A 21,932-nucleotide genomic window follows, 5' to 3' on the forward strand; every position below is an offset into this window, starting at 1 on the left:
CGATCTCCCGATTCAATGTGCGGCCTCGGCGGCGCCGGCGCCACCGAGCACCTTCTTGCTCATCCAGACGATGAGGACGCAGCTGATGAGGGCGATACCCAGGATCAGGAAGGCGTCGTTGTAGGCCATGACGAAGCTGTCGCGGCGCACCACGTTGTCCAGGGCCTTCATGGCCATGTCCTGCGCGGCGGCGGCGTCGAAACCCTTGCTGGCGAAGTTCTGGGCCAGCGTGTCCAGGCGCGCCTGGGTGGCCGGGTCGTAGAGGCTGACGGCCTCGCCGACGCGGGCGCTGTGCAGATGCTCGCGGTTGGTCAGCAGCGTGGCCAGCGTGGCGATGCCGACCGAGCCGCCGAGGTTGCGCATCATGTTGAACATGCCCGAGGCGCTCGGCAGCAGGTTCGGCGGCACGCCGTTCACCGCGAAGTTGGTCAGCGTGATCATGATCAGCGGCTGGCCCAGGGCGCGGACGATCTGCGCGAACAGCAGCTCAGGCCCGGCCGTGTCAGCGCTCATGTGGGTGTTCATGAAGCACGACGTGGCGAACAGCGCCAGGCCCACGCTCATCATCACGCGGTTGTCCAGCTTGGTGGACAGCTTGGCCGCGAAGGGCATGATGAAGAGCTGGGGCAGGCCCATCCACATGATGACGATGCCGATCTGCATCGGCGTGTAGCTGGCGATCTGGCCCAGGTACAGCGGCAGGATGAAGGCCGAACCGTAAAGGCCCATGCCGGTGGCGAAGGCGATGACGCCGGCGATCAGGAAGCTGGGGCGGCCGAGGATGTGCAGGTCGATGAAGGTGTTCTTGCGCGTCAAGCCACGCCAGGCCCAGCCGTAGATGCCCCCCACCGCCAGCACGGCGGCCGTGATGATGAAGGGGCTCTGGAACCAGTCCTTGGCGTTGCCCTCTTCCAGCATCGCGGTCAGCGAGCCCAGGCCGACGCCCATGAAGACGACACCCCACCAGTCCACTTCACGCAGCAGCTTGAGATTCATCGGCTCCTTGTCCAGGCCGATGGTCACGCCGAGCATCAGCAGGATGCCGGGCACCCAGTTGATGTAGAAGATGCTGGGCCAGCCGTAGAGCTCGGTCAGATAGCCGCCGACCGTGGGGCCCAGCGTGGGCGCCAGTGTCGCCGTCATGCCGAACAAGGCCAGGCCGATGGGGCGCTTGTTCAGCGGCAGCTTGCGTGTGACCAGCGTCATCGCCATCGGGATCATGACGCCGCCCGTGAACCCCTGGGCCGCGCGGAAGGCAATCATGCTTTCCAGGCTCCAGGCCATCCCGCACAGCGTGCTGAAGATCAGGAACAGCGCGACGTTGACGACGAGGTAGCGGCGCGTGGAGAACACCATCGACAGGAAGCCTGCCAACGGAATGACGACGATCTCGGCGACCAGGTAGGCGCTGGAGATCCAGGAGCCCTCCTCCTGCGTGGCCGACAGCGCGCCCAGGATGTCGCGCAGCGAGGAGTTGGTGATGGCGATGTCCAGCACCGCCATGAAGGCACCCAGCAGGCTGGCCAGCACGGCCAGCCAGGTGCGGCCGCTGACCTTCTGGTCCGGCGGCGGGGGGAGGTAGTTTTCGTTGCCCATGGCAGGCTTACTCGGAAATCTCGACTTCCACCTGCACGGACAGCCCCGGCACGATGCGCGACGCGGCATCGCCCAGGCCCTTCAGGCTCTCAGGCTCGAACACGACCTTGACCGGCACGCGCTGGACGATCTTGGTGAAGTTGCCGGTCGCGTTGTCCGGCGGCAGCAGTGCGAAGCTGGCACCCGAGGCGGGGGCGAAGCTGTCCACATGGGCCAGCAGGTCCTTGCCGGGAAAGGCGTCGACCTTGACATGCACCTTCTGGCCCGGCTTCATCTTGGCGAGCTGGGTCTCCTTGAAGTTGGCGACGATCCAGGTCTCGGGCTCGACGATGGCCGCGAGTTGCTGGCCGGGCTGCACACGCTGGCCGACCTCGACCGTGCGCTTGCCGATGCGGCCATCGCTGGAGGCCTTCAGCTCGACATAGCCGAGCTGGTTCTGGGCGTCCTTGAGCTGGGCCTGCGTCGCGCTCTTCTGCGCGTTGGCGGACTGGCGCGCGCTTTCTGCGGCGACGACGGCTTCCTTGGCGGCCGAGGCGCCGGCCTTGCGGGCGGCCAGGTCGGCGCGGGCCACGTCACGGGCGGCGAGCGCCGCGTCCAGCTCCTGCTTGGAGGTGGCGCGCAGCTCGGCGCCGAACAGGGCCTGGCTGCGCTTGGCGTCCAGCTCGGTGCGGGCCAGCACGGTCTCGGCCTGCGTGACCTGGGAGCCGGTCACGGCGGCCTGGGCCTTGGCCTGGGCGATCTGCGCCGCGCTGGTGGCGATGGCCGCGTCGGACTGGGCGATCTGGGCCTTCAGGCGCTCGATCTGCACGGCCGCGTCGGCCGGGTCCAGGCGCAGCAGCACGTCGCCGGCCTTGACGACCGCGTTGTCCTGCATGCGCATCTCGGTGACGACACCGGCGACGCGCGTCGCGACCGGGTGGATGCGGCCCGCAACGAAGGCGTTCTCCGTCTCCACCAGATGCTGGCTGCGCCACCACATGCGGCCACCCAGGCCGATGCCGCCGATCAGCAGGATCGCGCCGACGATGAGCAGCGGCACGGGCGGGCCACTCTTGGCTGGCTTCGGCGGAACGGCGGCGTTGTTCTCTTGCGGTGCGTTCATGACAGGGTTTCCTTGTTATGGGTGCTTGGGGTTGTTCTTGGGCTGAGGCGGCCCATGCCGCCCGACTGAAAGCGCTGCAGCGCAGCCACGACCTGGCCTTCGTCACTCATGACGAAGGGGCCGTGGCGCACCAGGGGTTCAAGCAGGGGCCGGCCGCAGAAGCAGGCCAGGCGCAGGGCCTCTTCGGCCACGATGCGCTCGGCACCACCGACGGGCAGGCTGAGGGCGCGGCCGGTGGACAGCGGCAGCTCCTGCGTGCGGCCGCTGCCCTGGATGACGAGGGCAAAGCCCTGCTCGCCCTCGGGCAGCAGGAAATCGAACGTGGCGCCGGCGTCGATGTCGACCAGCACCAGGGAAGTCGACCAGGGCAGTGCCAGGCCGGTGTCGGCACCAAAGACCTGGGTGGCGCGCCAACCCTCGCCCACGCGACGCGGCATCTRCTCGGGCGCCAGTCGCATGACGGTGGGCGCGCGCAGCTTCTGCTCGGCCGGCAGGTTGACGAAGATCTGCAGGCCATGGGCCTCGCGGCCGGCCTCGATGGGGAACTCGTCGTGCATGACGCCCCGACCCGCCAGCGTCCAGTGCAGGCCGCCGGGCAGGATTTCATGCTCGCCGCCCAGCGAGTCGCGGCTGAGCATGCCGGTGGCCGAGTCGTCGAAGAGATAGGTCACCGCCGAGAAGCCGGCATGGGGGTGCGGCGCGAAGGTCGGCTCGCTCATGCGGAAGTGGTCGACCATGATGAAAGGGTCGAGCAGCGCCATGGGTTCGCGCCAGCCCTCGGCCTGGAAGCCGGCGCCGATGCGGTGCCTTTGGGGCTGGAGAAGACGGGCGGTTGACATGATGGCCGCGACTGTAGAGAGTTCCATTTCCGGCGAATAGCCACAAAACTCAAACTCACCGTTCCGGAAACGAAACGAAATAAAACGAGATATTCACGCCATGAAGATCGATGACCTGCTGTTGCTGGCCCAGGTACACAAGGCCGGATCGCTGTCCGAGGCGGCCCGCCAGCTTGACCTCCCCAAGGCGACGCTGAGCCGGCGCCTTACGGCGCTGGAGACCTCGGTGGGCGCCCGCCTCTTCGTGCCCGGCGCCAGCCGGCTGACGCTGACCGAGCTGGGTGAGCAGCTCGCCGAGCGCGCCGCGCGCCATGACGAGGACATCGCCGAGACGCGCGAATGGCTGGCTTCGCGCGACGCCTCGCCCCAGGGGCGGCTGCGCGTATCGGTGCCGGCGGAGTTCGCGATGCTGGTGCTGGCCGAGAGCTTTGCGCGCTTCGTGCGCCGCTACCCCAAGGTGGAGCTGGAGGTGGACACCACGCCGCGCCGCGTCGATCTCTTCAACGAACCCTATGACGTGGCCGTGCGCATGGGCCCGGTGGACGAGCCCGACCTCATCGCCCGCGAGTTCATGCTGCTGGAGCGCGGCCTGTACGCCAGTCCTGTCTATCTGCAAGCCCGGCCCGCGCCGGTGGCCGCGACCGATCTGGCGGGCCATGACTTCGTCGTGCTGACCCAGGCTCGCGCGGTCGGCAAGCGCCGGCTGCAGAACGGCGCGCAGAGCTTCGACGTCGACCTGCGCGGCCCGCTGGAGGCCAACTCCATCGGCCTGGTGCTGGCGCTGACGCGCGCCGGCGGCGGCATCGGCAGCTTTCCCTACGGCATGGTGGCGGCCGACGTCGAGGCCGGCACCCTGGTGCCCGTGCTGCCCGAATGGAGCTACGAGCCCATGCCGGTGACGCTGCTGACCGCCAGCCGCCGGCTGATGCCCGCCAAGACCCGCGCCTTCATCGACCACCTGTTCGAGACCAAGCCGGAGTGGGCCAAGGAGCAGATGCTCAACCCCGTCGAACGCCAGCTCCGCCGCTGACGGGCGGCGCGGCGCAGCGCCGCGGCCGGGTCAGCCCGCTTCCGGCTTTAGCTGCCCGGGCGTGATGTCCAGGATGCGGCGCAGCGAATGGCTGAGGTGGGCCTGGTCGGAATAGCCCAGCTCGGCCGCCACATCCGCCGGCCGCAGCCCCTGCTGCAGCAGCGTCGCGGCGGCATCGGCACGGATGATCTGCTGCAGCTTCTTCGGGCTCAAGCCCGTCACATGGGCGCTGTGGCGCTGCAGGCTGCGGTCGTCCACGCCCCGCCAGCCGGCCTGGCCGGCGCGCAGCACGAGGCGGTCCACCTCGATCAGGCCGCGGCTCGCCAGCGCCATCACGAACTGCTCGGCGTTGTCGAAGTTCGGTAGCTCCAGCCGCTCGCCGTCGATGAGGCAGCCCTTCTGGCCGGCCAGCGCATGGACGTGGCCGAGGTTGGTCATGCTGGCGCCGGGCCGGCGCGGCATATAGACCTCGGGCCGGAAAGCGATGTTGAAGTAGCGGTCGCCCGCCTCGCCGGGCAAGTGCACGATGCGATCGGTCTGGCCGGTCTGCAGCACCATCAGGCCGTTGCGGGTCTGGCGGAACACCAAGTCCCAGGTGCCGTCCGGCCGCGCCACCTCCACCGCCGCGGCGGTGTATTCGACCTGCTCGATGCGAGCGATGAAGCGCGCGGCCGACGGGGAGTCGGCCTCGCGCGTCTCGCGGCGGATGTCGGCGGGCATCCGCCCATGCTAATCGTCAACCCAGGCGAGCAAAGAAGCTGCGGATGTCATCTATCAACAGTCCCGGCGCGTCTGCCGCCGCAAAGTGGCCGCCTTCCGGCATCTCGGTCCATTGCACGATGTTCGTGTGCGAGCGCTCGGCGAAGGCTCGCACGGAGCGGAAGTCGTTCGGGAAGGACGCCACCGCCGTCGGTGCCTTGCTGGGCAGCTCGCGGTAGCCGGCGCCGGTCTGGGCGTTTTCGTAATAGAACTCCGCTGCCTGCCCGCCGGTGGCCGTAAACCAGTACAGCGACACATGCGTCAGGTAGCGCTCGCGGTCCATGCTGCCGGCAGCCTCGCCCTCGAAGCCAAAAAAGAGCTCGGCATTCCAGGCCAGCTGCGCCACCGGGGAATCGACCAGGCCGAAGCCCAGCGTCGCCGGCCGCTTGGACTGGATCTCGGCATAGCCGTTGTACTTCTGGAAGCGCGACAGATTGCCCATGCCCTCCATCTCGAAGGGCGACAGCTTCTCCATCTCGCCCGGCGCGCCGCTCGGGAAGGCAAAGATCTGCTGCAGGTGCACGCCCACCAGGCCTTGCGGGTTCAGGATGCCCAGCTCGCGGGTCACCAGGGCGCCGGCATCGCCGCCCTGGGCGCCGTAGCGCTCATAGCCGAGGCGCTTCATCAACACGTCCCAGGCCGCAGCGGTGCGGGCGGCATCCCAGCCCGGTCCGGCCAGCGGCGACGAGAAGGCAAAGCCCGGCAGCGACGGGATGACAAGGTGAAAGGCCTGGGCCGGGTCGAGGCCATGGGCGCGCGGATCGCTCAGCGGGCCGATGACGTCGAGGAACTCGGCCACCGTGCTGGGCCAGCCGTGGGTCAGCAACAGTGGCAGCGCATGCGGCTCGGGCGAGCGCACATGCAGGAAATGAATCGTCTGGCCGTCGATGTCGGTCGTGAACTGCGGGTGGCGGTTCAGCTCGGCCTCGGCCTGGCGCCAGTCATAGGCGTTCAGCCATTGATGGGCCAGTTCGCGGACAAAGGCGACCGGCTGGCCGCGGCTCCAGTCCTGCGCCGCGGCCTGCGGCCAACGCGTCTGACGCAGGCGCTGCTTGAGGTCGTCGATGGCGGCTTGCGGGATGTCGATGCGGAAGGGGCGGATGGCGGGGTTCATGGTGGGCTCCAGGTGGGGTGGTTGATGGAGCCAGTTTCCGCAGCAGCGGGTTTTGGGTCTTGTAAAAACCCGCCACGAAAAGCCCTCCGCCCTAGCCCGCCAGCAAGGCCCGCAAGCCGTCCTCGTCCAGTACCGCCACGCCCAGCGCCTGCGCCTTGTCCAGCTTGCTGCCCGCATCCTCGCCGGCGATGACGTAGTTCGTCTTCTTGGACACCGAGCCGCTGACCTTGCCGCCGGCCTCCTCGATGAGCGCCTGAGCCTCGTCGCGGCTCAGCACGGGGAATTTTCCGGTCAACACCAGCGTCTTGCCCAGCAGCGGCCGCGGCCGGTCGTCGGCCTGGCCTTCGCTCTCCTTGGGCGCCACACCGGCCGCCAGCAGTTGCTCGACCACCTCGCGGTTGTGCGGCTGGGCGAAGAAGGTGTGGATGCTCGCCGCGACGATGGGGCCGACGTCGGGCACTTCCAGCAACTGCTCGACGCTGGCCTTCATCAGCTTGTCCAGCGTGCCGAAGTGGCGCGCCAGGTCCTTGGCCGTCGTCTCGCCGACCTGGCGGATGCCAAGGGAAAACAGGAAGCGCGCCAGCGTCGGCGTCTTGCTCTTCTCCAGCGCATCGACGATGTTCTGCGCGCTCTTCTCGGCCATGCGGTCCAGGGCCGCGAGCTTGGCGACGCCGAGCTTGTAGAGGCCGGGCAGGCTCAGCACGATGCCGGCGTCGACGAGTTGCTCGACCAGCTTGTCGCCCAGGCCCTCGATGTCCATGGCACGGCGGCCGGCGAAATGCAGCATGGCCTGCTTGCGCTGGGCCGGGCAGAAGACGCCACCGGTGCAGCGGTAGTCCATGCCACCGCGCTCACGCACGGCTTCGCTCTTGCACACCGGGCATTCGCGCGGCAGGCGGAAGTTGGGCACATAGCTGGCCCGCTCGCCGGGCACGCGGCCGACGACTTCGGGGATCACGTCACCGGCGCGGCGGACGATGACCTTGTCGCCCACGCGCACGCCCTTGCGGCGCATCTCGAAGACGTTGTGCAGCGTCGCGTTGGACACCGTCGTGCCGCCGACGAAGACCGGGTCCAGCCGCGCCACCGGGGTCAGCTTGCCGGTGCGGCCCACCTGCACGTCGATGGCCAGCAGCGTCGTCACCTGCTCCTGGGCCGGGTATTTGTGGGCCACGGCCCAGCGCGGCTCGCGGGTCTTGAAGCCGAGCTTCTGCTGCAGTTCGCGCGAGTTGACCTTGTAGACGATGCCGTCGATGTCGAAGGGCAGCGCGTCGCGCTTGGCCGCCATGGCCTGGTGGAACTGCACCAGGCCCTGCGGACCCTGCACCACGGCGCGGTCGGCATTGACCGGCAGGCCAAGGTCCGCGAGCGCATCCAGCATGCCGGCGTGCGTGCCGGGAATGTCCCAGTCCTGCACTTCACCCAGGCCGTAGGCGTAGAAGGACATCGGCCGCTGGCGCACCAGCGCCGGGTCCAGCTGGCGGATGGCGCCCGCCGCGGTGTTGCGCGGGTTGACAAAAGTCTTGTCGCCACGCTCGCGCTGGCGCTCGTTGAGCTTCTCGAAGTCGTCGCGGCGCATGTACACCTCGCCACGCACCTCCAGCACGGCCGGTGCCTCGCCCTTGAGGCGCAGCGGGATCTGCCCGATGGTGCGCACGTTCTGCGTCACGTCCTCGCCCGTCTCGCCATCACCGCGCGTGGCAGCCTGCACCAGCACGCCGTGCTCATAGCGCAGGCTCATGGCCAGGCCGTCGAACTTCAGCTCGGCGGCATATTCGACCGGTGGGTCGGCCTCGGTCAGGCCCAGCTCGCGGCGCACGCGGGCATCGAAGGCGATGGCGCCGCCCTCGGTCGTATCGGTCTCGGTCGTGATCGACAGCATGGGCACGACGTGGCGCACCGGCGTGAGGCCGGCCAGCACGGCGCCGATGACGCGCTGGGTCGGCGAATCCGGCGTCAGCAACTCGGGATGCGCCGCCTCGAGGGCCTGCAATTCCTGGAAAAGCTTGTCGTACTCGGCATCCGGCAGGGCCGGCTGGTCGAGCACGTAGTAGAGGTGGGCGTGATGGTTGAGCTGGGTGCGCAACTCGGCGGCGCGCTGGGTGGGCGTGGCGGTCATGGGGGCATTTTGTCGCGGCCAGACAATCCGCCGCATGAGTTCACGCGTCGACCTCCTGCATGCCGGCCCCGCCGTGGGCTTTGACGAGCCCTTCGAGATGCTCGCCGCCTGCCACGAGCGCGTGCGGCGCAGCCTGGACCTGCTCCAGCGCCTGCAGGCGCATGTGCAGCAGCATGGCGTGGACGAGCAGGCTCGCGATGCCGCCGCCGACGTGCTGCGCTACTTCGACCGCGCCGGCCCCGCCCACCATGAGGACGAAGAGCGCCATGTACTGCCACGGCTGCGCGCGGCGGGTCTGGCCGAGATGGCCGACCGGCTGCATGCCGATCATGTCGAGATGACATCGCGCTGGGCGCGGCTGCGGGAACCTCTGGCTGCCTGGACGGCAGGAAAAGGCGCCGACCTGGATGCCGCCATGTTGCAGCGTTATGTCAATCTCTACGAGGCCCATCTGGCCGTCGAGGACGCCCAGGCCTTCACCACCGCCCGCGCTGGCGTCAGCGACGCCGATCTCATCCGCATGGGAGAGGAGATGGCCGCGCGCAGGCGTTGAAAGCGCGATTCAACGCTGTCATCATGGTTCGACCGGCCGCAGGGAGCGGGCGCAGGAGGACTCATGCTGTCGAATCTTCGTGTCGGCCCGCGCATGGCGCTGGGCTTTGGCCTGTTGCTGGCGCTGATGCTGGCCATGGGCGGGTTTGCCAGCAGCCGCGTGGCGCGGGTGCAGGCCAATGTCGTTGACCTGGCGGACAACTGGCTGGTCAGCACCCAGCAGCTGGCCGGCATGGGCGAAGCCTTGAACCTCATGCGCCGCTCCGAGCTGCAGATCGCGCTGGGCGGCACGCCCGATTTCATGAAGAACGAGCAGGAGCGCCTGGCCAAGCAGTGGCAGGCCATGGAACCCCTGATGAAGGGCTATGCCGAGAACCTCAGCCCCGGCGAGGAGACGCGGCAGTTCGCGGCCTTCAAGGAGGCACTGGCGGCCTACAAGTCCAGCCAACCCGGCCTGGTCACCCTCTTCCTCGACGGCAAGGCCGAGGACGGTCTCAAGCTGCTGCGTGGCGACTCGCGCAAGCAGTTCGCTGCTGCCTCCGATGCGGTGCGCAAGCTGGTCGAGATCAATGGCGCCGGCGCCAAACAGGCCAGCGCCGACGCGGGCGAGAGCTACCGCGCCGTGCTTTGGGGCATCTGGCTGATGGTGGCGATTGCCATGGCCATCGGCGCGGGCGTGGCCTGGCGCATGACGCGCTCGGTGACGCTGCCGCTGAGCCGCGCGCGCTCGGCCGCCGAGCAGATTGCCGGTGGCGACCTGACCACCGACGTCGACAGCCAAGCCCGTGACGAACTGGGCGACCTGCTGCGCGGCCTGGCGCGCATGCGCGACGCGCTGCACGAGTCCCTGAGCACGGTGAGGCTGAGCGCTGACGCCATCGCCCAGGCCAGCGACGAGGTCTCGGCCGGCAGCCTGGACCTGTCCTCGCGCACCGAGGAGGCCGCCGCCAGCCTGGAGCAGACGGCCGCGGCCATGCAGCAGATCACCGAGAGCGCCCAGTCCAATGCCAGGGCGGCCGGCGAGGCCAACCACCTGGCCGGTGGCGCGTCGGGCGTGGCGGAGCGTGGTGGCTCGGCGGTGGGCGATGTCATCCGCACCATGCAGGGCATCCAGCAGTCCTCAACCAAGATCGCCGACATCACCGGGGTCATCGACGGCATCGCCTTCCAGACCAACATCTGGCCTTGAATGCCGCTGTCGAGGCGGCGCGGGCCGGCGAGCAGGGCCGCGGCTTCGCGGTCGTGGCTGCCGAGGTGCGCACGCTGGCCCAGCGCAGCGCGCAGGCGGCGCGCGAGATCAAGACGCTGATCTCCAGCTCGGTCGAGCAGGTCGAGGCCGGTTCACGCCAGGTGACCCAGGCGGGCGAAACCATCCAGGACGTCGTGCAGGCCGTCGGCCGGGTCACGCAGATGATTGGCCAGATCAGCAGCGGCGTGCAGAACCAGACCCACAGCCTGGGCGAGGTGAACACGGCCGTGGGTCAACTGGACTCGATGACACAGCAGAACGCCGCCCTGGTCGAGGAGTCGGCCGCCGCGTCGGAAGCCCTCAAGCGCCAGGCCGCGACGCTGGCCGAGGTCGTGGCGCGTTTCAGGCTGCGGCGGGCCTGAGCGAGCGGGACCGCCGTTTGCCGGCGGCCTTTCTGATCGCTGCGAAGGTGACGCGGCGCCACCTTCGCAGCGGGCGTGCTCAGCGCGTCAAATACTGGTGACCATCGCGAGCAAACCGATATGCTGGCCCTCTGCGGCCAGTGCGGCGCACCCTGGCTCTGAGGTAGGGCGATGAAGGCCACGCTTCCCGCGAACGAGTTGCAACGGCTCGATGCCTTGCATCAATGTCAAGTGCTCGACACGCCACCGGAAGGGGCGTTCGACGACATTACCGCGCTGGCTGCAAAGCTGCTGAACGCGCCCATCTCGCTGGTGTCCCTGGTTGACGAGACCCGGCAGTGGTTCAAGTCCCGGCATGGCCTGGAGGTCCCGCACACGCCGAGGGAAATCTCCTTCTGTTCGCACGCGATCCTGGAGGCGGGCTTTTTCGAGATCCCAGATGCCCTCGACGACCCGCGGTTCGTCGACAACCCGCTGGTCACCGGGCAGCCCCACATCCGCTTTTACGCAGGCACGACGCTGCTGACGGCGGATGGCCGAGCGCTGGGAACCTTGAACGTCATCGATACGGTGCCGCGCAAGCTGTCGGAGAGCGAGAGACAGACGCTGACGGTCCTGGGGCGTCAGGTCACGGCTCAACTGGAACTCCGCCGCAAGGCTTTGGAGCTGCGGCAGGAGGTGGCGGAGCGCCAACGCGCCCGTGCGGCCGCCGAAGAAGCCAACCAGGCGAAGAGTCAGTTTCTCGCCCGCATGAGCCACGAAATGCGGACGCCTCTCAATGCGATCCTCGGCTTTGCCCAGTTGATGCAGATCGAGAACGCTGCCCGGCCCGACCCGTCCACGGTCAACCGGGCTGGCCAGATCCTGCGGGCGGGCGAGTTGCTGCTGGAGCTGGTCAACGAGACCCTGGACCTCGCACGCATCGAGGCGAGTGCCATCGATCTGCATCCAGAAGATCAGCCACTGGGCCCACTGGTCCGAGCCTGCATCGAATTGCTGAGCGAAGCCGCGCAGCAGTTGCAGATTGAACTGCACAACGCCGTCGAACTGGACGGTGGCCCTTGCCTGAGAGTCGACGGCAGGCGGTTGAAGCAGATCCTGATCAACCTCCTGTCCAACGCCATCAAGTACAACTCACCCGGCGGCTGCGTCAGCGTCACGGCCACGGCCCACTGGGGCCGGGTGTGCATCGCCGTGAAGGATTCCGGCCCTGGCATCGAAGAGGCCAAGTTGGCTCAGCTCTTCCAGCCTTTCAACCGGCTCGGCGCGGAGCGCACCGCTGTCGTCGGCACGGGTCTCGGTTTGGCCATTGCCAAGCGACTCGCCGAGTTGATGGGCGGAGACCTGGGTGTGCAAAGCGTTGTCGGCAGCGGCACGACATTCACCCTTGCGCTGCCGCTTGACGACGCAGGCGACCGTACCGGCTGAGAAAGCGGTGCCTCGTGGCGAAGCTCGCACGCCCGTGACCAAGCCTCTCACAGGAAACGGTTGCAAAGCTACACGAACGATATGCTCGCCCGACCAGTGACGAAGAGATTTCTCCTGGTAACGACTTTTGTTCTAGGGATGAATCCGAAGAATAAGTAGTTTTCCTACGAACTTTGTTGAGTCGACTGTCTAGAGTCGCACCACTTTCCCGAAGCAGGAAAGGCGGCCATGGCTTGTTGTCGATTGGCCGAACCCAGCCGCCCCATGACGAGGGCGGCGGTCGATCAACACCGGAGACAAGACATGCCCCTGCTGCCGCACCCGAGCCGCCGGCTCATCCACGCCCTGACGCTGACCGCCAGCGCCGCCCTGGCCAGCTTCGCGCCCCCTGCCCTGGCGCTGAACCCGAACTCCACCTCGGTGCAGATGTTCGAATGGAGCTGGAACGACATCGCCACCGAATGCACCCAATGGCTGGGGCCCAAGGGCTTCGGCGGCGTGCAGATCTCGCCGCCGGGCGCGTCCAAGAACGCCAACGGCTGGTGGGGTGTCTACCAGCCGGTCAACTACACCAACCTGACCAGCCGCATGGGCACGCCGTCCCAGCTGCAGACCATGATCAACACCTGCCACACGGCCGGTGTGCGCGTCTATGCCGACATCGTCGTCAACCAGATGGCTGACGGCAGCGGMACGGCCACCGACGGCTCGACCTGGAATGCCGCGACGCTGGCCTACCCCTTCTTCAGCGCCAGCGACTTCCACGCCAACTGCAACATCAACGACGCTGACTACAACACGCCGTCGGGCCGCTGGAATGTCCAGAACTGCCGCCTCGGTGGCTTGCCCGACCTGGCCGCCGAGAGCAGCTATGTGCAGGGCCAGATCGTCAACTACCTGAAGGCCCTGCTGGCCCTGGGCGTGGACGGCTTCCGCATCGATGCCTCCAAGCACATGCCGGCCAGCGCCTGGACGTCCATCATGAACGCCGTCAAGGCCGCCTACCCGACGACGCTGAAGGGCGAGCCGATCTGGGTCACGCAGGAAATCATCAACGACGGTGAAGTGGACCGGCCGAGCTATTTCCCGGTCGGCACGCTGAACGAGTTCCAGTTCACGTCGGCGATGCGCGACGTCTTCCGCAACAACAACGGCCTCAACCTCGCCAGCATCCCCAGCGTCATGGGCACCTGGGGCAACTGGGGCGGCAGCTGGGGCTTCATCCAGCCGCAGAACGCCACCATCTTCGTCACCAACTGGGACACCGAGCGCAATGGCGGTTCACTGAACATCAACAACAACGGCGGCGCCGATGCCGGCGGCCAGCGCTACACCCTGGCCCATGTCTTCATGCTGGCGCAAGGGTATGGCGAGGCCCAGCTCTACTCGGGCTTCAAGTTCACCGACACCGGCGCCGACCGCCCGAGCACCAGCCCCTACAGCGGCGGCACACCGCAGATCAACGTCGTCTGGGACTTCGCCCACCGCTGGACGCCACTGGCGAACATGGTGGCCTTCCGCAATGCCAGCCTCGGCCAGGCCCAGCAGAACTGGATCGTCGGCAACAACGGCAACCAGGTCGCCTTCAGCCGCGGCAATGTCGGCTTTGTCGCACTGAACAACAGTGGCAGCGCCTGGACGCGCAGCTTCGCCACGGGTCTGCCCGCCGGCACCTACTGCAACGTCATCAACGGCACCAAGAACGCCGCCGGCACGGGCTGCACGGCTGACTCGGTCACGGTGGACGCCAGCGGCAATGCCAGCATCACCGTGCCGGCCAACAGCGGCAGCCCCACGCCGGCCGTGGCCATCTACACGGGCCAGAAGACCAGCGGTGGCGGTGGCGGCACTTGCTCGGTGACCTTCACCATCGCCAACGCGAACACCGTCAGCGGCCAGAACCTGCGCGTCGTCGGCAACGTGACCGGTCTCGGCGCCTGGGCGCCGGGCTCGGGCTTCGCGCTGACCATCCAGGGCTCGGGCGCCAATGTGCCGTGGACGGGCACTGTCAGCCTGCCCGCCGGCACGGCCATCCAGTACAAGTACGTGAAGTGGAACGGCTCGGCGGCGGTCTGGGAAAGCAACCAGGCCACCGGCAGCGGCAACCGCGAGTTCACGAGCTGTGCCAGCGGTTCGCAGGCGCGCAGTGACGGCAACTTCAAGTTCTGACGCGCCGAACAGGGCTGCGGCTCATGCATTCAGCCGCAGCCCCACCTCGCTGGCCAAGGTGTCGAAGACCGTCTTGATGAGCCGGTTGCTGGCTATTTCTCGGTGGGTGTTGAGCCACAGCGGCAGGCGCGGCAGAGGCAGGCCAGGCAGCACGGGTCGCAGCTCGGGGTTTGCAGCGAGCAGATAGCTCGCCGCGAAGCCTATGCCCGCACCTGCCTTGAGTGCGCCCAGATAGGCCGCCTTGTCATCGGTGCGCAGCGAGAATTCACGCTGCCCGAGCGGGACCCCGACCTGCTTGAACCACTGCGTCATGGTGTCCAGCTTGTCGTTGCCCAGCAGGCGGTGCCGCGCCAGATCCTCGACGGCCAGCGGTTCGCCGTGCTGTTCCAGATAGCCCTGGCTGGCACAGGCCACGATGCGGAACTCGCCCAGCTTGCGGCTGACGATGTCCAGTTGCTTGGGCGGGCTGATCCAGAAGCCGATGTCGGCGTCCCGGCTCAAGAGGTCGGGCAAGGCATCACTGGCGAGCAGTTCGATCTGCAGGCCCGGGTAGGCCTGCAGCAGCCCCGTCAGCAAATCCGGCAGCAGCGTCGTGGCGATCATCTGCGTGGCGTAGACCCGCACCGTGCCGGTCAACGCCTCGCCGCGACTGGCCAGGCCCAGGCAGAGCTGGTGGGCGGCCTCCTCCATGGCCTGGGCATGGACGAGGATCTGCTGAGCCGCGGCGGTGGGATGCAGGCCGCGGCTGCTGCGCTCGAACAACTGCGCGCCGAGCTGAGATTCCAACTCGATCAGATGGCGGCTCAGCGTCGGCTGTTGCAGTGACTGCTGGCGGGCCGCCGCAGCCAGGCTGCCGGCGCGGTAGATGGCGAGAAAGCTGCGCAGCAGGACCCAGTCGAATTCCTGGGGATCCAGCCGCGCTATGCGCATTTGCATAGGCAGGTATCCGTGATGGCGGGTGGCGGCTTGTACGGTAAGCCAATAGCCTCCCGGCTCCAAATCCTGCCCGCTGGCCGTGTCCATGTCCGCCTCGAATCCGGCTCAGCCGAGCCTTGCTGCTGCCCGCTTGCAGCAGCGCCCGCTGTTGCGCCTCTTGCTCGCCGCCTTCGTCATCGGCCTGCCCTTTGTGCTGATCGCCAAGACCCTGGCGCTGGCCTTGCCCGATCCAGGCCTGCGTGGTCTGGGCAACGTGTTGCGGGGCCTGCTGATGGTGGCGCTGTACGCCGGCTATGTGCGCTGGATCGAGCAACGGCGCGTGAGCGAGGTGGCGGGGCCGGCGGCGTTCAAGGAATTTGCGCTCGGCGCGGGCCTGGCCATGGCGCTGATCGTCGCCCACGTCGCCCTGCTGGCCGCGGCGGGCCACTATGTCGTGACGGGATGGTCGGACTGGCGGACCGCCGTCACCAGCGTGCTGCCGGCCATGCTGGTCGTGGCCGTCTGCGAGGAAATCCTGCTGCGTGGGCTGCTTTTCAGGCTGCTGGAGCAAGCCTGGGGCAGCTGGGTGGCGCTGGCTGTCTCGTCGCTGATCTTCGGACTGATGCACTTTTTCAATCCGAACGCCACGCTCGCCACTTCGGTGGCGCTGGCTTTGGGGCTGGGGCTGATGTTTGCCACGGCCTACATGCTGACGCGCCGGCTCTGGCTGGCCATCGGCCTGCATTTCGGCTGGAACTATGCCCAGGCCGGCCTCTTCGACGTGCCCATGTCAGGCATCGAGGCCAAAGCCGTGATGCACGCCCATATCACCGGGCCTGACTGGCTCAGCGGCGGAAGCTTCGGGACCGAAGCAGCCCTTCCAAGCCTGGCGCTTTGCCTGCTCGTCAGCGCCTGGATGCTGCGCCGAGCCTGGCAGCTTGGCCAGTTCCGCCGCTGAACCACTAGCCCCCAACCCGAGTCTGTCCATGCCGTTGATCGCCTTCTGGGCCCGCCTTCTTTTGCTGGCCGCTTTCTGTCACGTCGCCCAGGCGGCCGATTCCGTCCAGGGCTATGTACTGGCCAGCCTGCCGGGTGCCGAACCCGCGGACACGCTGGTGCTCGAGTCTGTAAACGACAAGGCCAAGTACCGTCTCGCCAAGCTGGCCAGCCGCGGTGGCCACACCCTGGGCATAGCGTTGCCGGCGGGTGACTACAGGCTGCACAAATGGCGCGATGGCTTCATGCCGCCCTACCCAACGATCACCGTCATGGCGGGCCGGCTGACCGACATGGGCAGCCTGGTGCCAGTGCCCGTTGGCAACAACGACATGGTCCTGCTGCCGCTGCACAACGCCGAGACGGCGCGCAATGCACAAGCCGCCGCCGCGGAACTGCAGTCGCTGCAGTCCAGGGCCCCCCTGCCCTGGCGCGTCGAGCGCGTGCCGGCCCCCTCGCAAGTCGTGCTCGACCCGGGCCAACGTTTCGGCCTCATTCCCTATCTGCTGAAGTACTACGAAGCCCGCGCCAACGCGGCCCCGATCGGCAAGCGGCTGCGCGAGGTGGTGTCCGTGGACGAGTTCGCTGCCCTGGCCAAGCTCGCCACGCCGCCGCTGACCCAGAAGCTCGTCATGGATGCGCAGGGGCGCAGCTATTTCGGCGCCGCCCTCGGCCAGATCCGGGTGCGCGACGCCAACGGCACCTGGAGCGCGCTGGACACCGGCAGCCTGCACACCATCACCGCTGTCGCGGCGTCGGCAGGCCAGCTGCTGGCCGGCTTCGAGAACGGCATGGTGCGCAGCAGTTCGGACGGCGGCGCCACCTGGAAGGCGGCTGCCGCGTTGGATCCAAGTGTTGCCGTGGTCGATATCTCGCGCCTGGGCGATCAATGGCTGATCACGACCGCCCGGGGCCTCGTGCTGCGCAGCGGCCTGCGCAGCGTGGACCAGATGGTTGTTCATGCGGCCCGTGCCGCAGACCTGAGCGACCTCGCCAAGCTTCGCGAGTTCCCGGTGGAGACCGAGCCCCTGGTCCGCCCGGGCGCCGCGTCATTCGGGAACTACTTCTACGTCAACGCTTACCCCAAGCTGTGGCGCCTGGACCTCGCTACGCAGCAGTGGCAGTCCGTCGGGCCCGACACCGATGTGTCGGGGTTTCAGGTCGCGCCAGGCAACGGCACCCTGGCCGCCTACCGCATCAGGGGCGCCTTCTCCAAGCTCTACGTGTCCACCGACCATGGCGGCAGCTGGCGCAAGGCCGACAACCCGCCCTACGTCATCATGGACATTCGATTCACCGACGCCGACAACGGCCAGGCCGTGCGCTGGAACACGGGAGCCTTCTCGGGCGTGATCGAGCTGCTGCAATACGACCGCACGAAGGACAGCTGGACCAAGGCGGTCGACGCGCCGGTGGGCTGCGTGGCGGCGCTTCCCGATGCCTCACACCGGGCCAGGTTCTGCGTCGCGCGCGGCGGCAACATCCTGAGCCTTGCCGACGGCAAATGGACGGCCGAATTCGCGGTGGATTGACTAGCTTCTGGCGGCCGGCGCCACGGCCGTGATCATGACCTGGTCGACGCGGTAGCTGTCCACGTCGACGACCTCGAAGCGCCAGCCTTCCCATTCGACGACATCGGTGCGTCGCGGGATGCGGCGCAGCATGACCATCAGGAAGCCGGCCAGCGTGTCGTAGGTGCCGGCATGCGGCCAGCCCTCGATGCCGAGCGAACGCTCCACATCGGGGATGGGCGTGATGCCGTCGGCCAGGAAGGAGCCATCCTCGCGGCGCACGATCTGCTCTTCATCGTGCGGCGCCACGAGGCTGCCCATCACCGTGTTCATGACGTCGTTCAGCGTGATGACGCCGACCACGCGGCTGTATTCGTTGACGACGACGGCGAAGTCCTCGTGGGCCTCGCGGAACTGCGTCAGCATCTCGGACAGCGTCAACCGGTCCGGCACGATGAGCACCTTCTTGACGAGCACACCGCCGTCCTCGCGCAGCGACAGCTGCTCGTCGCGCAGCACGCGCTGGAACAAATCGGTCGCGTCCACATAGCCGACGACCTGGTCGACATCGCCGTCGCAGACTAGATAGGTCGAGTGCGGTGTGTCGGCGATGCGGTTGCGGATCAGCACGTCGTCATCGTCTCTTGAGAAGAAGACGATGCGCTCGCGCTCCGTCATCACGGTCTCGACGGTGCGCGTGTCCAGCTCGAATACGTTGGCGATGACCTGCTGCTCCTCGTCCGCGACGACACCGGCCTGGTAGCCGGCCTCGGTCAGCGCCAGGATGTCGCGGTAGCTGATGGTCTCGTCGCGCTTGGCCGGCAGGCCGAGCAGCCGGATCAGCCCTTCGGTGATGCCGCTGAACAACCAGGCCAGCGGTTTCAGCACGCGGCACAGCGTCAGCATGGGCCCGACCAGGGCCATGGCGACGCGCTCGGGCTCGTTCATCGACAGGCGCTTGGGCACCAGGTCGGCCATGACGATGAAGAGCGAAGTGATGCTGATGAAGGAGGCCGCAAAGCCCAGCGTCGCGGCGAGCTCGGGCGCGACGACGAGACGCAGCGCGCTCTCGAAATGAGGCGTGAAGGCGCCCTCGCCCACGATGCCGGCCAGGATGGCCACGGTGTTGACGCCGATCTGCACGACGGTGAAATAGTCGCCTGGGTGCTCCTGCACGGCCAACACCTTGGCAGCGCGGGCATCGCCTGAATCGGCACGCTGCTGCAGATTGAGCCGGCGCGAGGCCGCCAGCGACAGCTCGGCCATCGAGAAGAAGGCGCTGGCGGCGATGAGGAGGGCAATCAGCAGCAGGCTGGTGGTCAAACGCCGATACCGAGATCTGGACAGATGGGCAGTTTATGCCGCGGTTTCGGCCGCCCGGCTGCACTTCTCCATGAAGGCCGTCGCGTCGGCCACCGGCACCGGGCGCGCATAGCCAAAGCCCTGCATGACATCGCATTGCCAGCCGCGCAGGCAGGCTTCCTGGCTGGCATCCTCGACGCCCTCGGCCACAACCGTCAGTCCCAAGCTGTGCGACAACTGGATCATGGCCTGCACGATGGCCGCCCCGCCCTCGTGATGGCCGAGATCGCGCACGAAGGCGCGGTCGATCTTCAGGCGGTTGATGGGAAAGCGCTTCAGGTAAGCCAGGCTGGAATAGCCCGTGCCGAAGTCGTCGATGGCCAGATGCAGGCCGAGTGCCCGCAACTCGGCCATCTTGGCGATGGTGGACTCCGCGTCGTCCATCATGGCACCCTCGGTGATCTCCAGCTCGATGAAGCGTGGGTTCATGCCGGTGCTGTCCAGCGCCTCGTGCACCGTGGCCATGAACTCAGGATGCTGGAACTGCCGCGGCGAGATGTTGACGGCCACGATGGGTCTGCCCAAGCCGCTGTCATGCCAGGCCTTGGCCTGGCGGCAGGCCTGCAGCAGCACCCAGCGCCCGATGGGCACGATGAGGCCGGATTCCTCGGCCAGCGGGATGAAGCGGTCCGGCGGGATCAGGCCATCGGGGCTGCGCCAGCGCAGCAGGGCCTCGAAGCCAGAGAGCTTGCGCGTGCGCAGATCGCACTGCGCCTGGTAGAAGAGTTCGAGCTCGCCACGCTCCAGGGCCTGCGACAGGCGGGCCTCCAGCTGCAGCCGGTCCTGCTGGTTGTCCAGCAGGCCTTGGGTGAAGACCACCGCACTGTTGCCGGGCTGGCCCTGCGCCTGCCGCATGGCGAGCTGGATGGCCTTGGCGATGTCGGCCGTCTGCGCACCGTCACGCGGGTATTCGGCGGCGCCTATGCTCAGCGTCACGGCGAGCTGCTGGCGCTGCACTTCAAACACGGGCTGCATCACCTCCAGCAACTGGTCCAGCAGGCCGCGCAAGGCGGCGTCGCCACCCAGGACAGGCACGATGGCGCCAAAGGACAGGCCGTCCATGCGGTAGAGGCGGCCGCCCGCGGCCTCGATGACAGCCTTCAGCCGTGCTGCCACCTGGCACAGCAATTCGTCGCCCGCCGCATGGCCCAGGCTGCCCATGATGCGGCCGAAGCGGTTGATGGCGATGCCCAGGCCGATGAAGCTCTGGTTGCCAAGCTCCCGGGCCCGCTGCTCCAGCGCACGCCGGTTGGGCAGGCCGGTCACGCGGTCGTGCAGGCCGACATGGGCCAGCTCGGCGTTGTGGGCCTGCAGCGCACGGTTGGCCTTGCGGGCGCGGCGGTACAAGGCCACCGTCAGCAGCACGACGACGAGCATGGCCAGGCCCAGGCCCAGGTTCAAGCGCCTTTCGCTGCTGTGGCGCTCGAGCTGGCTGGCCTGCAGTTCGTTGTCATGCCTGAGGGCCTCCAGGGCGCGCTGGTTCTGCTCGAAGCTGGAGCGGCGCTGCAGTTCCAGCACGGTGCTGACGCGGTCATTGCGTAGCAACTCGGTCTCCAGCGCCAAGGCCTTGCGCGACTGGCGCACGGCGCCGGCCACATCGCCCAGGGCTTCCAACAGGTCGGCATGGCGGTTCAGTTGCTCCATCAGGCGCTGCTTGCGGCCCTGCTTCTCCAGCGCTGCCAGGCCCTGGCTCACCAAGGGTTCGCCGGCGGCCTTCTGGCGCAGGCCGAGCCGCGCCAGCCCGGAGCTGATGGTGGCCACGGCCACGGCCTCGTCGTCGCCTTCCTGCCGGGCCAGCTTCAGCGCACGCTCGGCATAGCCCTGGGCAAGGCCGAAGTTGTGCGCGCTCAGATGCAGGTCGGCAAGCTCCTGCACCACCTCCGCCTGGGTGCTGAACCACGTCGCTCCGCCCGAGGCCGGACTCGCGCTGGCCGCACTCGCTGCCGCCAAGGACTCGATGCTGGCGGCCAATCGGCGCGCCTGCTGCTGGGCCTGATCACGAGCCGGGCCGCGACCCGCCTCTTCTTCGACCAGGGACTCGATCAGTTTGGCGGCCAGCTGCGACGACAGGCTGCCAGCGGCCTCGGCCATGTGGAAGGCCTGCTGCGCGTCAGCACGGGCACCATCGACATCGTGCAGGGCCAGGCGGATGGGCGCCATCGCGTTGTGGGCCTGTGCCCCGCGCCGTGGGTTGGACTGGGCCTGCGCCGACCGGCTCGCCGCTGCGTAGGCGCGCAGGCCCTCCGGCAAATGCCCGGACGCGAGGCTCAGATTGCCCGCCGTCATGAAAACCCAGTAGCGCAGGGGCTCGTCCTGCGTCTTCTCCACCCAGGGCAGGGCTTCGTTCACCCAGCCGTAGGCGGCGTTCAAACGTCCCGAGGAGAACAACACGGTCGCGCGCAGCGCATAGGCCGAGGCCATGGCTGCGGCATTGCCTTCACGTTCGCCCAGGTCGATGAGCTCGGTCGTCGCCGCATCGACGACGGTGAATTGGTCCATCAGGCCATGGGCATAACCCCAGGCGGCGAGGAAGACGCGCAGGTTGTCACCACCCAGGGCCCGGGCCTGCGCTTCCAGCGGCCGCAGGCGCGCCACCACCTCGGGCGGCTCGCTGCCATGCCTCGCTTCGATGGCCTCGATCTGCTGGGCAAGCGTCGGGGCGGGGGCGGCATGGCAGGGCCCGCCCAGTAGCGCCAGCGCCAACAGCCCTCCCAGCACCCGCAAGCGGGCGGCTGAAAAACAGGAGTGACTGAAAACTGGGGGGAAGCCGCTGCGCATCGGGCTTGTCGAGCCGTGGGACGCACAGACTTTAGAAGCTTCGCCTTTCGG

At 67.9% G+C, this 21,932-nt stretch carries 15 protein-coding genes and 1 pseudogene; 7 read left to right on the top strand and 9 right to left on the bottom strand.

The annotated features are described in order from the left end of the window. Nucleotides 1–12 precede the first annotated feature (12 nt). The 3 genes from AC1DW3_RS06450 to AC1DW3_RS06460 are packed head-to-tail and all read right to left on the bottom strand — an operon-like array spanning nucleotide 13 to nucleotide 3,537. Nucleotides 13–1,596, bottom strand: coding sequence for a DHA2 family efflux MFS transporter permease subunit (locus tag AC1DW3_RS06450; RefSeq protein WP_477929712.1), 1,584 nt, complete (start codon nucleotides 1,594–1,596; stop codon nucleotides 13–15). A gap of 7 nt (nucleotides 1,597–1,603) precedes the next feature. Beyond that, nucleotides 1,604–2,698, bottom strand: coding sequence for an HlyD family secretion protein (locus AC1DW3_RS06455; RefSeq protein WP_477929714.1), 1,095 nt, complete (start codon nucleotides 2,696–2,698; stop codon nucleotides 1,604–1,606). After that, entirely contained in the window at nucleotides 2,695–3,537 is an 843-nt protein-coding gene (locus AC1DW3_RS06460) for a pirin family protein (protein WP_477929716.1), read from the bottom strand. The genes AC1DW3_RS06455 and AC1DW3_RS06460 overlap by 4 nt, the downstream gene beginning before the upstream one ends. A 100-nt stretch (nucleotides 3,538–3,637) precedes the next feature. Here AC1DW3_RS06460 and AC1DW3_RS06465 point away from each other — a divergent pair, with 100 nt between their 5' ends. Further along, a complete protein-coding gene (locus AC1DW3_RS06465) occupies nucleotides 3,638–4,567 on the top strand; it encodes a LysR family transcriptional regulator (RefSeq protein WP_477929718.1) in 930 nt (309 codons plus the stop codon). Between the two features lie 30 nt (nucleotides 4,568–4,597). Here AC1DW3_RS06465 and AC1DW3_RS06470 read toward each other — a convergent pair whose 3' ends face one another. The 3 genes from AC1DW3_RS06470 to ligA form a co-directional block, all read right to left on the bottom strand. Beyond that, nucleotides 4,598–5,287 (bottom strand): AraC family transcriptional regulator, encoded by a 690-nt coding sequence (locus AC1DW3_RS06470; protein ID WP_477929720.1) that lies wholly within the window; start codon nucleotides 5,285–5,287, stop codon nucleotides 4,598–4,600. A 16-nt stretch (nucleotides 5,288–5,303) separates the two neighbouring features. After that, nucleotides 5,304–6,440: an epoxide hydrolase family protein gene (locus AC1DW3_RS06475; RefSeq protein WP_477929722.1), complete on the bottom strand. Its 1,137-nt coding sequence runs from the start codon at nucleotides 6,438–6,440 to the stop codon at nucleotides 5,304–5,306. 91 nt (nucleotides 6,441–6,531) lie between these two features. Continuing rightward, nucleotides 6,532–8,559 (bottom strand): NAD-dependent DNA ligase LigA, encoded by a 2,028-nt coding sequence (ligA, locus tag AC1DW3_RS06480; RefSeq protein ID WP_477929724.1) that lies wholly within the window; start codon nucleotides 8,557–8,559, stop codon nucleotides 6,532–6,534. 34 nt (nucleotides 8,560–8,593) lie between these two features. On the opposite strand from ligA, the gene AC1DW3_RS06485 reads away from it, so the two are divergent. The 4 genes and pseudogenes from AC1DW3_RS06485 (at nucleotide 8,594) to AC1DW3_RS06500 (ending at nucleotide 14,319) form a co-directional block, all read left to right on the top strand. After that, on the top strand, nucleotides 8,594–9,112 hold the full coding sequence (locus AC1DW3_RS06485; protein ID WP_477929726.1) for a hemerythrin domain-containing protein: 519 nt from the start codon (nucleotides 8,594–8,596) through the stop codon (nucleotides 9,110–9,112). A 93-nt stretch (nucleotides 9,113–9,205) separates the two neighbouring features. Then, nucleotides 9,206–10,722, top strand: a pseudogene (locus tag AC1DW3_RS06490) (methyl-accepting chemotaxis protein). A gap of 171 nt (nucleotides 10,723–10,893) precedes the next feature. Beyond that, nucleotides 10,894–12,150 (top strand): GAF domain-containing sensor histidine kinase, encoded by a 1,257-nt coding sequence (locus AC1DW3_RS06495; RefSeq protein WP_477929728.1) that lies wholly within the window; start codon nucleotides 10,894–10,896, stop codon nucleotides 12,148–12,150. 303 nt (nucleotides 12,151–12,453) lie between these two features. Then, nucleotides 12,454–14,319 carry a carbohydrate-binding module family 20 domain-containing protein gene (locus tag AC1DW3_RS06500; protein ID WP_477929730.1) on the top strand — a complete coding sequence of 622 codons (1,866 nt, stop codon included), beginning with the start codon at nucleotides 12,454–12,456 and terminating at the stop codon, nucleotides 14,317–14,319. Between the two features lie 21 nt (nucleotides 14,320–14,340). Here the strand turns inward: AC1DW3_RS06500 and AC1DW3_RS06505 are convergent, their stop codons facing one another. Then, nucleotides 14,341–15,255 (bottom strand): LysR family transcriptional regulator, encoded by a 915-nt coding sequence (locus tag AC1DW3_RS06505; RefSeq protein WP_477929732.1) that lies wholly within the window; start codon nucleotides 15,253–15,255, stop codon nucleotides 14,341–14,343. 148 nt (nucleotides 15,256–15,403) lie between these two features. Here AC1DW3_RS06505 and AC1DW3_RS06510 point away from each other — a divergent pair, with 148 nt between their 5' ends. Then, nucleotides 15,404–16,192 (top strand): lysostaphin resistance A-like protein, encoded by a 789-nt coding sequence (locus AC1DW3_RS06510; protein ID WP_477929734.1) that lies wholly within the window; start codon nucleotides 15,404–15,406, stop codon nucleotides 16,190–16,192. 28 nt (nucleotides 16,193–16,220) lie between these two features. After that, nucleotides 16,221–17,762 (top strand): WD40/YVTN/BNR-like repeat-containing protein, encoded by a 1,542-nt coding sequence (locus AC1DW3_RS06515; RefSeq protein ID WP_477929736.1) that lies wholly within the window; start codon nucleotides 16,221–16,223, stop codon nucleotides 17,760–17,762. On the opposite strand, the gene paeA is transcribed toward AC1DW3_RS06515, so the two are convergent. Together paeA and AC1DW3_RS06525 are read right to left on the bottom strand one after the other, a co-directional pair. Further along, complete coding sequence (paeA, locus tag AC1DW3_RS06520; RefSeq protein ID WP_477929738.1) at nucleotides 17,763–19,064, bottom strand: polyamine export protein PaeA; 1,302 nt, start codon at nucleotides 19,062–19,064, stop codon at nucleotides 17,763–17,765. Between the two features lie 33 nt (nucleotides 19,065–19,097). After that, nucleotides 19,098–21,806 (bottom strand): putative bifunctional diguanylate cyclase/phosphodiesterase, encoded by a 2,709-nt coding sequence (locus tag AC1DW3_RS06525; RefSeq protein ID WP_477929740.1) that lies wholly within the window; start codon nucleotides 21,804–21,806, stop codon nucleotides 19,098–19,100. Nucleotides 21,807–21,932: the final 126 nt, after the last annotated feature.

It is taken from the genome of Roseateles sp. P2_H4 (genome assembly GCF_056403315.1).